Source organism: Brevundimonas sp. NIBR11, from assembly GCF_027912535.1.
GTDB lineage: Bacteria > Pseudomonadota > Alphaproteobacteria > Caulobacterales > Caulobacteraceae > Brevundimonas.
The window spans coordinates 2,280,198-2,292,342 of the sequence record NZ_CP115465.1; the positions used below are offsets into that span (position 1 = coordinate 2,280,198).

Consider the following 12,145-nt stretch of genomic DNA (forward strand, 5'->3'; position numbering starts at 1 on the left):
GCAGCCTAGAACACCACCACCGAACGGATCGACTTGCCCTCGTGCATCAGGTCGAAGGCCTCGTTGATGCGCTCCAGCGGCAGGGTGTGGGTGATCATCGGGTCGATCTCGATCTTGCCGTCCATGTACCAATCGACGACCTTCGGCGTATCGGTGCGGCCGCGGGCGCCGCCGAACGCCGAGCCGCGCCAGACGCGGCCGGTGACCAGCTGGAACGGGCGGGTGGCGATCTCCTTGCCGGCCTCGGCCACGCCGATGATGACGCTCTCGCCCCAGCCGCGGTGGCAGGCTTCCAGCGCCTGGCGCATGACCACCGTGTTGCCGGTGCAGTCGAAGGTGTAGTCGGCGCCGCCGCCGGTCATCTCGACCAGATGGGCGACGACGTCGGACACGTTCTTCGGATTGACGAAGTGGGTCATGCCGAAGCGGCGGCCCCACTCTTCCTTAGTGTCGTTGATGTCCACGCCGATGATCATGTCGGCGCCGACCATTTTCAGCCCCTGTATGACGTTCAGGCCGATGCCGCCCAGGCCGAAGACCACGGCGTTGGCGCCAGGCTCGACCTTCGCCGTGTTGACCACCGCCCCCACGCCCGTCGTCACGCCGCAGCCGACGTAGCAGGCCTTGTCGAATGGGGCGTCCTTGCGGATTTTCGCCAGGGCGATCTCGGGCAAGACGGTGTAGTTCGAGAAGGTCGAGCAGCCCATGTAGTGGGCGATGGCCTGACCCTTGTAGGAGAAGCGAGACGTGCCGTCGGGCATCAGGCCCTTGCCCTGCGTGCCCCGGATCGCGGTGCAGAGGTTGGTCTTGCGGCTGAGGCACGACTTACACTGGCGGCATTCCGGCGTGTACAGCGGAATGACGTGATCACCGACCTGGACGCTCGTCACTCCCGGTCCGACGTCGACGACGACGCCGGCGCCCTCGTGACCCAGGATGCTCGGGAAGATACCCTCGCTGTCCAGACCGTCCAGGGTATAGGCGTCGGTGTGGCAGATGCCCGTGGCCTTGATCTCGACCAGCACCTCTCCGGCGCGAGGGCCTTCCAGATCGACCTCGACGATCTCCAGCGGACGTTTGGCCTCGAAGGCGACGGCGGCGCGGGTTTTCATGAGGGACGTCTCCTGGTCTGAGAGCGCCTGACTAGCAGCCCGTCGAGCCTCAAGTCATCCGCCATCCTGAGCCTAGAGCAGCACCAGCATGTCGAAGCGCGCCACGCCGTCGCGTGGCGCCGTCATCAGGGCGGCCCGCCGGTCGGGCTCGGGGATGCGGGCCAGTTCGACATCCTGAGCATTCAGGGGCTCGTCCGAGAAGAACATCTGGGTGGTCAACCGCCGAACACCGTCGACCGTGACGGCCATATGGATGTGCGGCGTCCGGGTGATGATGCCGCCCGGTCCCGCGTCGATGGTGTAGGACGGCGGCTTCAGGGTGCGGAAGCGATAGCGCCCTTCTGCGTCCGTGCGGACCGCGCCATATCCCTGGAAGCCTTCGTCCCGCGCCACCGGCCGCGTGTCGCCGCTATGCAGATATCGACGGCGTCACATTGCCAAAGCTCGATCGTGGCGTCGCGGAGGGGGCTGGCGGGCGGGCCGGACACGCCCTTCACCACGCCTTCGACGATCAGCGGCGTCGCCCCGGACTCCAGCCCTCCATTTCGCAGCAGGTCCCAGTCGCGATCGGCCGGCAGCCGGTCGGGATAGTAGGGTCCGGTGATCATGCCCGAAGTGATGACCTCGTCATCGTCCGCCAGCGCCGGGGTCACCATCGCAGATGTCAGCAAGCCGCCCAGGACCAGACGCCGATCGAACATCATCCGTCTCCAAAACATGTGCGGTCCACCCTCTCTTGCCTCGCCCGCCCTGCCTAGAGGAAAAGCGACGATGGCCCATCGCAACCTCGTCATCCTGACCGGCGCCGGCGTCTCGGCCGAAAGCGGCGTGCCGACTTTCCGGGGCGCGGACGGCCTGTGGGAAGGCCACCGATTTGAGAACGTCGCGACGCCCCAGGCCTTCGCGCGCGACCCGGCGCTGGTACAGCGGTTCTACAACCTGCGTCGCGCGGCCCTGTCGACCGTCCAGCCCAACGCCGCCCACCACGCCTTGGCCCGGCTCGCGGCCGAGTGGAAGGGCGACTTCCTACTGGTGACCCAAAACGTCGACGACCTGCACGACCGGGCGCTTGCCGAGGTGACGCCCGGACCCGGGTTCGAGCTCATCCACATGCACGGCGAACTGCTGAAGGCGCGCTGCACCGTGTCCGGCGTCGTCTCGAAATGGCGCGGCGACATGGCTGCGGACGAACCCTCGCCCGATCACCCAGAGGGGCGGATGCGCCCGCACATCGTCTGGTTCGGCGAAATGCCGCTGTCCATGGACCGGATCGGTCGGGCGCTGGCGAAGGCCGATCTGTTCGTCTCCATCGGAACCTCGGGCGCTGTCTATCCGGCGGCGGGCTTCGTGCAGGAGGCGCGCTTTGCGGGCGCGCGCACGGTCGAGATCAATCTCGAGCCCAGTCTCGGCGCGAGCCTGTTCTCCGAAGGCGTCTATGGCCCCGCGACCGAGACCGTCCCGGCATTCTTCGAGACGCTGAGCCGCCCGGCTTGAGAACCCCATTCGGCCAACCTGGCGCACGACCGAGAACGTTCCGACTGAACCGGAGCCAGCCTAGCCCTTCTTCGCCTGCTCGCGCGCCAGCCGCTCCAGCACCCGGCCGCGCCCCTTCGACAGAGCGGTAATCACCCCGCGGAAGGTCGCCACTTCCTGTTCGGTGAAGGCGGCGCGACCCAGCATGACCCGCAGGTTCTGGCTCATAGACCGGAACTTCTCCGGGGGATGGAAGAAGCCCGCCGCCTCCAGCTCGCGCTCCAGATGTTCGTACATGCCGAGCTGAAGGTCGCCGGACGCCGGCGCCTCGGCCTCGCGGAAGTTCGGCGGCGGAGCGTCCAGCACCAGGGTCCGCCACTCATAGGCGTTGATCGCCACCGCCTGGGCCAGGTTGAGGCTCTGGTGACGCGGATCGATGGGAATGGTGGTGATGCCGTGGCAAAGGGCGATGTCGGTCGTCTCCAGCCCGGCCCGCTCGGCCCCGAACAACAGGCCCACCTTCAGGCCGGACGCCGTGTCGTCATAGAGGACCCGAACCGATTCGCGCGGCGTGCGAACGGGCTGGCGGGTCTCGCGCGGGCGAGCCGTGGTGGCGAAGACGGTGTTCAGGTCGGCGATGGCGGCCGCGACCGTGTCGAAGACCTCGATATCGTCCAGCACCCAGTCGGCGCCGGACGCCGTCGCCCACGCTCGCTCCTGCGGCCAGCCGTCGCGCGGGGCGACCAGTCTCAGCCGATCCAGCCCGAAATTCGCCATCACCCGCGCCACCGCGCCGATGTTCTCGGCCATCTGCGACCGGTCGAGGATGACGACGGGAGGGATCGGCTCAGCCAAGGATCAGTCCTCGCCGATCATGGCCGTCCACGGGTCGGCGGTCCCTGCCTCGACCTCGGCGACTTTGACCGCGGGCCAGCCGATCGACTGGGCGCCCGCCTCGCGCCAGGCCAGGGTGATCAGGTCGCGCAGCTCGGCCGCGCCGGCCGCCAGACGGGCGGTCGCGAACTCGGCGCCCGGCGTCAGCACGGCGCCCTGCGCATCTGCCGCAAAGGCGCCGGTCTTCTCAAGCCGGTAGAAGGGTACGACCTCCGCCAGGGTGGCGTTCAGATAGGTCGCGACCCGGGCGCGCATCTGGAAGCCCTCCAGATTAGGGGCCGGCATCGCCGCCTCGACCGCGTCCAGACGCATGTTGCGACGGATGAAGGCGCCCTCGAACGCGCCGTGGGTCTGGCGCGAATTGGTGAAGCCCTCCGGGTTCGGATAGTCGCCCCAACCGTTGTAATGGATCGACATGTGGTGCGGCTGCGACCCGTCGCCGATGTAGTGCGACAGGAAGCCGATATCGCGCCTGATCAGGGCCTCGCGACGCAGACGATCCTCTCGGTACCAGGCCCGTTTGCCGGCGTCGGTCTCGCGGGCCTCGGCGGCGTTCAGCACGCGCCAGGTGGCGAAGTCGCGCGCCAGTTGCTGGTAGGCGTCCATGATGGCGTAGGGCAGGTAGCCCGCGTCGTTGACCTCGATGCCCGCCGCCAGAAGTTGGGCGTCGTATTGGCTCTTAAGCTCCGGCAGTTCCGACAGGGTCGGGCCACGGCTGTTCATGACATGGCCGTTGTCGTCCAGATCGACGAAGTGAGCGGTGTCGCGCTCGCGGTCGTGCGGCTGGCCCGCGCCCTTGGAGCGGTCGGGCTCTCGCGACAGTTCGCCGACCTCGGCCGCCGCGCCCGGATCGCGCAGGAAGGCGGGCAGTTCTCCCGGCAGGGCGCGCATGGCGGCGACGCCGACGAAGCGGTGACCGGTCGATCCCCAGGCGTCGACCTGGGTGGCGGTGAAGACCCCGCCGGCTCCGACGATCAGGGCGGCGACGGCGACGAGAAGGGTGCGCTTCATGGCGGGACTCCGGCTGGGACGACCCGCCGTTAGATCGGGCCGCGCGCGAGGTCCAGCGGCAAGTGCCATATCCGGCTTGACGGAGATGGAGCCGCCCACTTACGCCTTGTCGCCTGTCCTGTCGGAGCCCGTCATGAAGCGCCTGTCTCTCGCCGCCGTCTCCCTGATCGCCCTCATGGCCGCGCCGGCTCTGGCGCAGCAGACGCCGACGATCAGCGAGAACTCGGTCACGGCCCATATCGGCTTCCTGGCGGGCGAAGAACTTCAGGGCCGAGCCAGCGCCACGCGCGACGAGGCCATCGCCGCCGCCTATGTCGCCGCCCAGTTCCGCCTGTCGGGCCTGACCCCGGTTCCGGGGATGGACGGCTATGTCCAGCGCGCGCCGGTGGTCAAGACGACGCCGTCGGGCGCCGCGACCCTGACGCTGGGCGGCGTGACCCTGAACCAGGGCGCCGACTTCGCCATCATGCGGGGAGGGCTGAACGCTGCGTCCGGCGCGGTGACGGTGGCGCCCAGCGCCGATCCGGCCGCCCTGCCCGCCGGCAGCGAGACCCTGATGGTCGCCCCGGCCGAAGGGCCGGCCGTCCGCGCCCTGTTCGGCGCGGCCATGCGCAGCGGCGCGAAACTGGTCCTGCTGCGCCGGACCGAGATGCTGGCCCAGGCCACCAGCGACGGCGGCTCTCGCGATCCGGTGATCCGCCTGGCCGACGCCGCGCCATCGACCGGCCCGGTCATCCTCGTCCTGTCACCCGAAGCCTACGACCGCGTCGCGGCGGCCGGCGGGTCGATCGCCTACGATCCGGGCGCGTCGCAGGTCGAACAGGGCTTCACCTCCAACGCCATCGGCTGGCTGCAGGGGACCGATCCCACGGCGGGCGTCCTGATGATCTCGGCCCACCTCGACCACATCGGCCTGCGCTCGGACGGCGTGGTCATGCACGGTGCCAACGACGACGCCTCGGGCACGGTGGCGGTGATCGAACTGGCCGAAGCCCTGGCCGCCATGGGGCCGCACGAGCGCAGCATCCTGTTCGTCGCCTATGGATCGGAAGAAGCCGGCCTGCTGGGCTCGCGCTATTTCGTCGAGCACCCGCCGATCCCGCTGGAGGACATCGCCGCCAACCTCGAGATCGAGATGATCGGCGACCAGGACCCGCAGCTTCCGGAAGGCGTCATGATGATGACCGGCTTCACCCGGTCGAACTTCGGCGCGGCTCTGAAGGAACGCGGCGCCTTGGTCGGTCCCGACCCCTATCCGGAACAGAATTTCTTCGAGCGGTCGGACAACTACGCCCTGGCCCTGAAGGGGATCGTCGCCCACACCGTGTCCGGCTGGGCCACCATCCCGACCTATCACACGGCCGACGACACCATCGCCAACCTCGACATCCCCTTCATGACCAACGCCATCCAGTCCCTGGTCGCCCCGCTGGCCGCCATGGCCGACGGCGGTTTCACCCCGGAATGGTCGGAAGGCGGACGCCCGGCGGCGCGCTAGCCTTCGATCCCGAACTCGGCCTCCACCCGCCCAACCCAGTTCTGCACGAACGGATAGGCGGCGAGGTCGAACCCGCCCTCATGGGCGACGCGCGTGTAGGCGACCAGCGCCAGATCGGCAAGCGTTGGCGTCTCCCCGCCCGCCAGCCAGGCGTCGCGGACGAGGGCCGCCTCCATCCGGGCGAGCGCCGCATTCCCGCGCTCGATCAGGCGCGGCTCGACCTCGTCGGCCGTCTTCCCGGCATAGACCCGCTGGAACCGCGCGACGGCGACATAGGGCTCGTGGCTGTATTGTTCCCAGAACAGCCACTCGAACATCCTCGCCCGCTCGTAGGCATCGGCCGGGATCCAGCCCGTCCCGTCGGCCAGATGCAGCAGGATCGCGTTCGACTGGGCCAGCGTCCGCCCGTCCTCCAGCACCAGGGTCGGCACCTGACCCGCCGGATTCATCAGGAGAAATCCCGGCGTCCGGCTTTCTCCCGACATGATGTCAACCTCGATCCATTGATAATCACGCCCGAGCGCGTCGAGCATCCACTTGACCTTCAAGCAGTTGCCCGACCGAATATCTCCGTGAATAGTAAGCATCGCGCCCCAGCAAAGGATTTCTGATCCGTCTATACTGCTATCGCGATTTCAGGCGTTGCCCAACCCTGGTTCCGCTTATCTCAGGCAACGGTTGACTGATCCATCCACAAATGGGGACGAACCGTCGCAGCCAGAGTGTTGGACACAATCTCGCCACAGGAACGAACGACAAGCCCGCCGCCGGTACAGTTCTGGGGACCGGTGTCACTATGAGTTCGATCTGTGTTCGACACCCTCGCGGCGTTCGCCATGCTTTGGGCTGCAGCCTTCACGGCTGGAGATCCGGTGCCCTACGAAACGGCCGTCGCGGCCGATCCTGTGGTCGCCGTAAGCCCCGATAACGCGAACGACAGCGAGGCGGTTGCACCCGAATTGACCCCCGAACAGGCCGCCCTGATGGCCGAAGCCCCCGACTGGAACGCGCGCGCCAGCCTCTATCACGCAGGCGGTGGTGGAGCGACGGGCAACGATTCGCTCGGCTGCCGGCCGATCCCGATGCGCACCCTTGCCACCGACCCCCGTGTGATTCCCCGCCGCACCAAGCTGTTCATCCGCGAGACGGTCGGCATGCGGATGCCGAACGGCGCCATCCACGACGGCTACTGGTACGCCTCGGACACCGGCGGCGCGATCCGCGGTCAGCGCGTCGACCTCTACACCGGCAACGGCCGCGGCTCAATGCAACCGGTCCTGCGCTTCAACCAGCGCAACCTGACCATCACCGACGCCGGCCGCTTCGACGGCTGCCCCCCGGCGTGGAACACCGCCTCGCGCTGAGGCTTCAAGCGGCCTAGACTGGCTGCGTGGACGGGGTTGAACTCCATTTTGAATGGCGCGTCGCGCGACTGGCCCTGGCCAGCCTGCTGGCCGGCGCTGCGGCCACACCTTCGCTCAACCCGTCGAACGCGCGCAGGGCCGTGCTGGCCCAGGTGTACGACGGGCGCACCCTGGTCCCCTTCCGCTTCGTCTGGATCGACGGGCGCATGGTCGTCACCCACGACTACTCCGGCGTGGGCCGGTGTCCGCCCGGGACCTAGGTCGCGGCGGTCGACGGCGTTGTTCCGACTTCGATTGGGAGGCCTGGCTGGGCGCGGCCGTGGACGATCTGAGCGGCGACGGCGCCCGTGGCCTGATCGTCGACCTGCGCGGCAACGAGGGCGGCGAGGATTGCGGCGATGTCATCCTAAGTCGATTGATCTGCCGCTGATCGCCAGCTTTCCGGCGATGCCTCAGCCGGACGCCGCCATCGCACCGGATGTGTTCGTGCACACGACCGCCGCCGACATCGCCGCCGGCCGCGACCCCCATATGACGGCCGCCACCGCCCGCATCCTCAACGGCTGATCCGGGCCGGCGACTAGAAGCGGCGCTTGCCGGAGATCGTCTCGAAGAACATCCGCCAGTCGCCCATCAGGCTCCACAGCGGATATTTGAAGGTGGCCGGACGGTTCTTCTCGAAAAAGAAATGCCCGATCCACGCAAAGCCGTAACCGATCAGCGGCATGGCGAGGAACCACCAAGCGTTCACGAACAGCCCGAGCGCGGCGGCGACCAGCACCAGAGCCGAACCGACGATATGGATGCGGCGGCAGACCTGATTGGAATGCTCGTGGATATAGTAGGGGTAGAAGGCTTCGAACGAGGCGAAGCGTTCTCCGTTGGCGGGCAGCTGGCTCATGACCTCAGCTTGCGCCCGACGCACGCGGGCTGACAAGACTCAGGCGATCAGACCCGACTGGAGCAGGGCAAGGCCGACGGCGCCCACGGCGATGCGCCACCAGGCGAAGGGCGTGAAGCCATGCCTAGTCACGAAGTCCAGCATGGTCCGCACCACGAACAGGCCGCTGATGAAGGAAATCACGAAACCGATGGCGATCAGGGTCACGGTGTCGCCGACCAGAAAATCCCGGCTCTCCCAGAAATCCAGGGCGAAGGCGCCGACCATGGTCGGGATGGCAAGGAAGAAGGAGAACTCCGCCGCCGCCCGCTTGTCGACGCCGAGCAGAAGCCCGCCGACGATGGTGGCGCCCGAGCGCGACACGCCGGGGATGATCGACAGGCACTGGAACAGACCCACACCCAGCGCCGTCTTGAGCGAGAAGCTCATGGCGTCGTGCTCCTTGGGCTCGGGCGCCCAGCGCTCGAGCGCGATCAGGGCGACGCCGCCGACGATCAGGCTGATGCAGACCACGGTCGGGTTGAACAGCACGGTCTTGATGAAGTCGTGGAACAAGAGCCCCACCAGCGCCGAGGGGAAGAAGGCCAGCAGCACCGAATAGGCGAAGCGCCGCGCCGACGGGTCTTTGGACGGCAGGCCGATCAGCACCTTCCACAAACGCGAGAAATACAGGGCCACCACCGCCAGGATCGCGCCCAGCTGGATCATGACGATGAAGGTGTCCCACGGCTCGTTGGGCAGGCCGAGCAGGCTCTTGGTCAGCAGCAGGTGACCCGTGGAGGAGACCGGAATGAACTCCGTCAGCCCCTCGACCAGCCCCAGGATGATCGCCGCGATCCAGTCCGCCATCGTGTTCCCCGTTCCTCGACAGGGTCACTCGCCCTGCGGTCTCGGCCCCACATAGCGCAGGCGCGCCCGGATAGGCGAGCCGTCGATGATCTGATCCAGCGCATGGGCCATCAACCCGGTCAGGCGGCCGATCAGCAGGACGTCGGACGCCCCTTCGCGCGGCAGCTCCAGTCGGCGCGCCATAATGGCCAGGGCCGCCGCGAACCCGGCCCGCTGACCGCACGCCGCCTCCGCCTCGCGGATCACGGCCGTCAGGTCGGGCGGCAGGTCGGCGAGCGCCAGAAGGGCATCGGCCCTGGGGTCGCCGTGCGGGAAAGTCTCTGAGCCGAAGCCGGGGATGGCGCCCTCCTCGGCCATGCGGCGCTGAGCCGCGCCCGCCGGATCGCGCCGCGCCTCGGCGACATAGGCGATGGACCGCGCCAGGATTCGCGCCAGCGCCGACCCGCTCGCCGCCGCCAGTCCGGCGAAGGCCGCCCCCGCCGGGGAGGCGCCGCCCGACGCCGCCGCCCGCGTCGCCAGAACCGCCGGGTCCAGGTCGAAATCGGCTGCCAGCACCAATGCGCGCCTCAGATGCACGCTGTCGCGCTCCAGCATTCTCCAGCCGCGCGCGAGACGCTGATGGAAGAACAGCCGGGGTCCGGGTCCGGCCACCGCGTCGACGACCTCGTTCATCGCCACGGCCGCCTCGATCCGCAGGGCGTCGGGCGATCGGCCTAGCGACGACGGCGCTTCTTCCGCACGCCGGGCCAGAGCCGCGAACAGCCGCGCCCGATGCGAGGCGCCAACGGCCGAATCGACGCGCACGCCGAGGCCCGCGAACGGGTTGGTCTCCTCGGCGCCCCACAACAGACGCGCGGTGTCCTCGACCCTGGCGTTCTGGGCCCACTGGGCCACGTCGCGGCCGCGATAGTAGAGCCGGCCCTCCGAGATCAGGCTGACGGTCGACTGGACCAAGGCCTCGCCCTTCACCGCGGGCGGCTCAAACGGCAGGACGACCCCCGGCGCCTCGCCCGAACTCGACCCCTTCAGCCGGGCCACGTCGGCGGCGGCATAGAGGCTTCGGCGCGGATCGGCGGGATCGGGCCGGGCGGTGATCCGGCCCCGGCTGACATAGGCGTAGAGGGTCTGGGTCTTGACCCCCAACAGCGACAGGACCTCGGCGCGGGGGATCCAGGGATCCCTCGTCTCTCCGTCCTGTCCACCCACGCCTGGCGTCATCGGCCTCAGATCCCCGCCGTCACGGTTAATCGACGTGCACCATGAGGCGCTTTCGTGACCGCAAGCCTAACGCCGGTTCGAGTCGCGTCCTTCCTTGGCAACCGACGGGCGATAAGCGAAAAGGCGGTTAATGACCTCCCCCGTCACGCCGCCGCCCGAACAGCCCAACCGATCCGGTCCCGAGACAGGACCATGGGGCTCGGCCCCTACCCTGTCGACGCGCCAGATCACCGGCCTGTCGGTCGGCGTCGCCGTTCTGCTGATCGCGATGAAGGCCTTCGCGCTGGGGGCCTCCGGATCGGTGTCGATCCTCGCGTCGCTGGCGGATTCGTCGCTCGACCTGATCGCGTCTCTGAGCACCTTCTACGCCGTCCGGTGGGCCGCCGCGCCCGCCGACGCCGACCACCGCTATGGCCACGGCAAAGGCGAGGCCATGGCGGCCCTGGTCCAGGCGGGTCTCGTCTTCGCCTCGGCCGTCTTCATCGGCTGGGAGGCGCTGCAGCGGATGTTCGACCCCCACCCCGTAACCGGCGGTCCCTGGGCCGTGGGTGTGGTCATCGTCTCAATCGTCCTGACGGGCCTTCTGGTCTGGCTCCAGACGCGGTCGCTGAAAGCGTCGGGGTCTCTGGCCGTCTCAGCCGACCGCGCCCACTACGCCGCCGACCTGGCGTCGAGCGGCGTGGTCCTGATCGGCGTGGCCTCGGGCGCCTGGCTGGCCGCGCCCGGTCTGGACGCCGCCGCCGGTCTCGTCGTCGCCGTCTGGCTGTTCTGGGGCGCGTTCGGAGTGTTGAAGGGCGCCGGCGACCAGTTGCTGGACCGCGAGGCGTCGGACGCCGACCGCATCGCCCTGACCAACGCCATCCTGTCTGACCCGCGCGTCGGCGGCGTGCATCAGCTGCGCACCCGCATGTCGGGCAATCGCATCATCGCCCAGATGCACGTCGATCTGGACCGCAGCCTGTCGTTCGAGGCGTCCCACGACATCGTCGTCGCCGCCGAGGACCGGGTGAAGGCCGTCTTCCCCGGCGCCGACGTCCTGATCCACGCCGATCCGCGCGGTCCAGCGTCACTGTCCGTCCCAGTTTCGCCCTCAGCGTAAACGAGCCTTTAACGGCGACCGGTGCAGGACACCCCGATGTCCGCGAACGTCCTGTTCCATTTCCCCTTCGACCCCGGCAGCCGCGCCGCGCGTCTGGCTTTGGGCGAAGCGCGCATCGAATGGACCGAGGTCCTCGTCCGCCCTTGGGAAGACGACTGCCCCGTCGGCGATCTGAACCCCTCCGGCATGCCGCCCGTGCTGCAGGTCGAGGGCAAGCCCGCCCTGACGCTGTGCGAGGCCGGCGCGATTCTCGGCTGGATCGAGGACGCGCAGAAGGGGCCGCTGCTGATGCCCGCGGACGCCGCCGAGCGCGCCGAGGCCCGCCGCCTGACCGCCTGGTTCGACCGCCGTTTCACCGACGAGGTCAACGCCGTCCTGCTGCACGAGCGGATGGAGAAGCCGCTGCTCCGCCTCGGCCCGCCGGAAGCCCGGATGCTGCGCGAAGGCCGAGAGGCGCTGAAGCATCATCTGGCCGTGTTCGAAGGCCTGTTGGCCCGCCGTGACTGGTTCGCCGGCCGCCGCCTGTCGCAGGCCGACATTGTCGCGGCCGCTCATCTATCGACCCTGGATTATTTCGGCGAGATTTCCTGGGCCAACTGGCCGGGGCTGAAGACATGGTACATGAAGATCAAGTCGCGGCCGTGCTTCCGCCCCCTGCTGGCGGACCGGTTCCAGGGGCTGGCGCCCGCCCCGCACTACGCGGATCTGGATTTCTGATTTCGCCCG

General features: G+C 68.6%; 16 protein-coding genes. 7 read left to right on the forward strand and 9 right to left on the reverse strand.

The features are described 5' to 3' along the window. Nucleotides 1–5: 5 nt before the first annotated feature. The 3 genes from O5O43_RS11465 to O5O43_RS11475 all read right to left on the reverse strand — a co-directional run bounded on the left by O5O43_RS11465 (nt 6) and on the right by O5O43_RS11475 (nt 1,813). Entirely contained in the window at nt 6–1,112 is a 1,107-nt protein-coding gene (locus tag O5O43_RS11465; protein ID WP_271084018.1) for an S-(hydroxymethyl)glutathione dehydrogenase/class III alcohol dehydrogenase, read from the reverse strand. 72 nt (nt 1,113–1,184) lie between these two features. Then, entirely contained in the window at nt 1,185–1,505 is a 321-nt protein-coding gene (locus O5O43_RS11470) for a hypothetical protein (RefSeq protein WP_271084019.1), read from the reverse strand. Further along, a complete protein-coding gene (locus O5O43_RS11475; protein ID WP_271084020.1) occupies nt 1,427–1,813 on the reverse strand; it encodes a hypothetical protein in 387 nt (128 codons plus the stop codon). Before O5O43_RS11475 ends, O5O43_RS11470 begins: the two co-directional genes overlap by 79 nt. Before the next feature lie 70 nt (nt 1,814–1,883). On the opposite strand from O5O43_RS11475, the gene O5O43_RS11480 reads away from it, so the two are divergent. Next, a complete protein-coding gene (locus O5O43_RS11480) occupies nt 1,884–2,606 on the forward strand; it encodes an NAD-dependent deacylase (RefSeq protein ID WP_271084021.1) in 723 nt (240 codons plus the stop codon). Nucleotides 2,607–2,666: 60 nt separating this feature from the next. Here the strand turns inward: O5O43_RS11480 and O5O43_RS11485 are convergent, their stop codons facing one another. Further along, nucleotides 2,667–3,440, reverse strand: coding sequence for an RNA methyltransferase (locus tag O5O43_RS11485; RefSeq protein WP_271084022.1), 774 nt, complete (start codon nt 3,438–3,440; stop codon nt 2,667–2,669). A 3-nt stretch (nt 3,441–3,443) separates the two neighbouring features. After that, nucleotides 3,444–4,490: a S1/P1 Nuclease gene (locus O5O43_RS11490; protein WP_271084023.1), complete on the reverse strand. Its 1,047-nt coding sequence runs from the start codon at nt 4,488–4,490 to the stop codon at nt 3,444–3,446. Nucleotides 4,491–4,623: 133 nt separating this feature from the next. Between O5O43_RS11490 and O5O43_RS11495 the strand changes: the two genes are divergently transcribed. Continuing rightward, complete coding sequence (locus O5O43_RS11495; protein ID WP_271084024.1) at nt 4,624–5,988, forward strand: M20/M25/M40 family metallo-hydrolase; 1,365 nt, start codon at nt 4,624–4,626, stop codon at nt 5,986–5,988. Here the strand turns inward: O5O43_RS11495 and O5O43_RS11500 are convergent. Then, a complete protein-coding gene (locus O5O43_RS11500; RefSeq protein WP_271084025.1) occupies nt 5,985–6,575 on the reverse strand; it encodes a glutathione S-transferase family protein in 591 nt (196 codons plus the stop codon). The two genes, O5O43_RS11495 and O5O43_RS11500, sit on opposite strands and share 4 nt — an antisense overlap. Before the next feature lie 222 nt (nt 6,576–6,797). Between O5O43_RS11500 and O5O43_RS11505 the strand changes: the two genes are divergently transcribed. The 3 genes from O5O43_RS11505 to O5O43_RS11515 are packed head-to-tail and all read left to right on the forward strand — an operon-like array spanning nt 6,798 to nt 7,782. Then, a complete protein-coding gene (locus O5O43_RS11505) occupies nt 6,798–7,352 on the forward strand; it encodes a 3D domain-containing protein (protein ID WP_271084026.1) in 555 nt (184 codons plus the stop codon). A gap of 26 nt (nt 7,353–7,378) precedes the next feature. After that, on the forward strand, nt 7,379–7,612 hold the full coding sequence (locus O5O43_RS11510; RefSeq protein ID WP_271084027.1) for a hypothetical protein: 234 nt from the start codon (nt 7,379–7,381) through the stop codon (nt 7,610–7,612). Between the two features lie 59 nt (nt 7,613–7,671). Continuing rightward, nucleotides 7,672–7,782 carry a S41 family peptidase gene (locus O5O43_RS11515; RefSeq protein ID WP_271084028.1) on the forward strand — a complete coding sequence of 37 codons (111 nt, stop codon included), beginning with the start codon at nt 7,672–7,674 and terminating at the stop codon, nt 7,780–7,782. Nucleotides 7,783–7,932: 150 nt separating this feature from the next. On the opposite strand, the gene O5O43_RS11520 is transcribed toward O5O43_RS11515, so the two are convergent. Genes O5O43_RS11520 through O5O43_RS11530 form a run of 3 tightly spaced genes read right to left on the reverse strand, consistent with a single transcriptional unit; the run spans nt 7,933 to nt 10,320 of the window. After that, entirely contained in the window at nt 7,933–8,253 is a 321-nt protein-coding gene (locus tag O5O43_RS11520) for an Mpo1-like protein (protein ID WP_271084029.1), read from the reverse strand. Between the two features lie 39 nt (nt 8,254–8,292). Then, nucleotides 8,293–9,102 carry an undecaprenyl-diphosphate phosphatase gene (locus tag O5O43_RS11525; RefSeq protein ID WP_271084030.1) on the reverse strand — a complete coding sequence of 270 codons (810 nt, stop codon included), beginning with the start codon at nt 9,100–9,102 and terminating at the stop codon, nt 8,293–8,295. Between the two features lie 24 nt (nt 9,103–9,126). After that, nucleotides 9,127–10,320, reverse strand: a complete 1,194-nt coding sequence (locus O5O43_RS11530) for a citrate/2-methylcitrate synthase (protein ID WP_271084031.1) — start codon at nt 10,318–10,320, stop codon at nt 9,127–9,129. 130 nt (nt 10,321–10,450) lie between these two features. Between O5O43_RS11530 and O5O43_RS11535 the strand changes: the two genes are divergently transcribed. Both O5O43_RS11535 and O5O43_RS11540 read left to right on the forward strand, forming a co-directional pair. Beyond that, nucleotides 10,451–11,419, forward strand: a complete 969-nt coding sequence (locus O5O43_RS11535; RefSeq protein WP_271084032.1) for a cation diffusion facilitator family transporter — start codon at nt 10,451–10,453, stop codon at nt 11,417–11,419. A gap of 36 nt (nt 11,420–11,455) precedes the next feature. After that, the gene (locus O5O43_RS11540; RefSeq protein WP_271084033.1) at nt 11,456–12,136 is read left to right on the forward strand and encodes a glutathione S-transferase family protein; all 681 of its coding nucleotides are present in this window, start codon (nt 11,456–11,458) and stop codon (nt 12,134–12,136) included. Nucleotides 12,137–12,145: the final 9 nt, after the last annotated feature.

Coding starts and splice junctions, on each gene's coding strand:
- O5O43_RS11465 (WP_271084018.1), bottom strand. CDS start 1,112: ATGAAAACCCGCGCCGCCGTCGCCTTCGAGGCCAAACGTCCGCTGGAG.
- O5O43_RS11475 (WP_271084020.1), bottom strand. CDS start 1,813: ATGTTCGATCGGCGTCTGGTCCTGGGCGGCTTGCTGACATCTGCGATG.
- O5O43_RS11480 (WP_271084021.1), top strand. CDS start 1,884: ATGGCCCATCGCAACCTCGTCATCCTGACCGGCGCCGGCGTCTCGGCC.
- O5O43_RS11490 (WP_271084023.1), bottom strand. CDS start 4,490: ATGAAGCGCACCCTTCTCGTCGCCGTCGCCGCCCTGATCGTCGGAGCC.
- O5O43_RS11495 (WP_271084024.1), top strand. CDS start 4,624: ATGAAGCGCCTGTCTCTCGCCGCCGTCTCCCTGATCGCCCTCATGGCC.
- O5O43_RS11500 (WP_271084025.1), bottom strand. CDS start 6,575: ATGCTTACTATTCACGGAGATATTCGGTCGGGCAACTGCTTGAAGGTC.
- O5O43_RS11520 (WP_271084029.1), bottom strand. CDS start 8,253: ATGAGCCAGCTGCCCGCCAACGGAGAACGCTTCGCCTCGTTCGAAGCC.
- O5O43_RS11525 (WP_271084030.1), bottom strand. CDS start 9,102: ATGGCGGACTGGATCGCGGCGATCATCCTGGGGCTGGTCGAGGGGCTG.
- O5O43_RS11530 (WP_271084031.1), bottom strand. CDS start 10,320: ATGACGCCAGGCGTGGGTGGACAGGACGGAGAGACGAGGGATCCCTGG.
- O5O43_RS11535 (WP_271084032.1), top strand. CDS start 10,451: ATGACCTCCCCCGTCACGCCGCCGCCCGAACAGCCCAACCGATCCGGT.
- O5O43_RS11540 (WP_271084033.1), top strand. CDS start 11,456: ATGTCCGCGAACGTCCTGTTCCATTTCCCCTTCGACCCCGGCAGCCGC.